2 protein-coding genes are annotated in these 1,505 nt (G+C 65.0%); both read right to left on the bottom strand.

Going from position 1 to position 1,505, the window contains the following annotated elements; all coding sequences use genetic code 11:
• Positions 1-46 precede the first annotated feature (46 nt).
• The gene (locus VF662_RS01155) at positions 47-1,129 is read right to left on the bottom strand and encodes a sensor histidine kinase (protein ID WP_464136711.1); all 1,083 of its coding nucleotides are present in this window, start codon (positions 1,127-1,129) and stop codon (positions 47-49) included.
• Between the two features lie 106 nt (positions 1,130-1,235).
• On the bottom strand, positions 1,236-1,505 hold a 270-nt coding region (locus tag VF662_RS01150), incomplete at its 5' end, for a hypothetical protein (RefSeq protein ID WP_464136708.1).

The raw sequence follows: 1,505 nt of genomic DNA, 5'->3' as shown, positions 1-1,505 counted from the left end.
CCCTGGATCGCCAGCGGCTCGTCGTCGACCAGGATGGTGCGAATGGTCATTTCGGCTCCTCGGATACTTGAACCTGGTGGGGGATCTCGATCGTAACGCTAAAGCCCCCGCGGATGTTCGTTTGAGTCTCAAAACGATGGTCGGCGCCATAGGCCTGCGCCAGACGGTCGCGAATATTCGCCAGACCGACTCCGGTCGATTGCTCGGCCCGCACCGTATAGGCGGCGTCGGCGCCGGGGCCGGTGTCGCTGACCGTGATCACCACTCTGTTGCCGACCTTACGCGCTTCGACGGCGATGTCCGCCCCCTCCTCCTGCGGCGTCACCGCATATTTGATCGCATTCTCGACGAGCGGCTGGAGCAGAAGCGACGGCAGGCGCGCATTGGCGACCGCCGGATCGATGTGGAAGCGCGGCCGCATCCGGTCCTCGAAACGCATCTTCTCGATGTCGAGATAGAGCTTCAGCGTTTCAACCTCCTGTTCGACCGTCACCTGGCCGGTCGGCTCGTTGACGAGCGTGTAGCGGAGGAAGGAGGAGAGCCGCGAAAGCATCGCATTGGCCTGGTCAGTCTGCTTCAGGAGGACGAGCGTCGAAATCGAGTTGAGGGTGTTGAACAGGAAGTGCGGATTGAGCTGGTAGCGGAGCATCGCAAGCTGTGCGGAGCTCGCCTGCGTCTCCAGCCGAAGCAGCTGATCGCTCTGCTGCTCCAGCATCAGATAGTAGTTGATGCCGAAATAGAGGCCGGACCAGGCGATCAGCAGCGACACGGTGAGCACGATGCCCCCGAGGAACTGCAGGCCTTCCGGCCGGACGCCGGGCTTGATGAAGGTGCCGTGGCTCCAGGCCTCAATCGCCGAAAAACTGGCGGCGGCGACGGCGACGATCACGATCGCGACGGCGAAGGTGATGAGCGGCTTCACCCGTATGAGCCGCCGGTAGGCCGCGGCCATCAGCAAGGTGATCGAATAGCCGGTGCCGGTGAGGAGGGCGACGTGGAGCAGCAGGCTCCAGCCCATGTTGTTGGCGAGGCCGCTCAGCGTCCGGAGAAAGAAATAGCCCGCCCAGCCGGCCGATTGCAGGATCCAGAAAGCGCGGTTCTTGTCCTCGAAGAAAGGCTGCTGCTGCATCCGGAGCAGGCGCGGAGGGCGCGCACCGGCTCCCGGAGGCGGCCGCCTCCTGTCCGTTGCCGGCGCCGGTGCGGGCGCGGGCGCGGGCGCGGCGATCTGGCTCGTGTTACTTGCCACCGCTGCCCTTATTAGCGGGCAGAACCAGCATCGACCAGTCGCCGCCGTCCGCCACATATTTCGCGACCGCGGCGCGCACCTCCTCGGCCGTCATCGCCCGGAAATCGCTGAGGAAGGTGCGGGTACGCTCCATCCGCTCCGGCTCGCGCGACCAGCCCTCCATCTCAGACAGCCAGTAAGCGTTGGTCTTGAGGCGACGCTCGATGCCGCTAACGATCGGGTTCTGCGCCCGCGCGAACTCGTCAGCCGCGGCGGGCTT

It is taken from the genome of Allosphingosinicella sp. (assembly GCF_036387215.1).
Lineage (GTDB): Bacteria > Pseudomonadota > Alphaproteobacteria > Sphingomonadales > Sphingomonadaceae > Allosphingosinicella.
The sequence above is the reverse complement of the archived record's forward strand: the minus strand, read 5'-3'. Positions and strand labels throughout refer to the sequence as shown.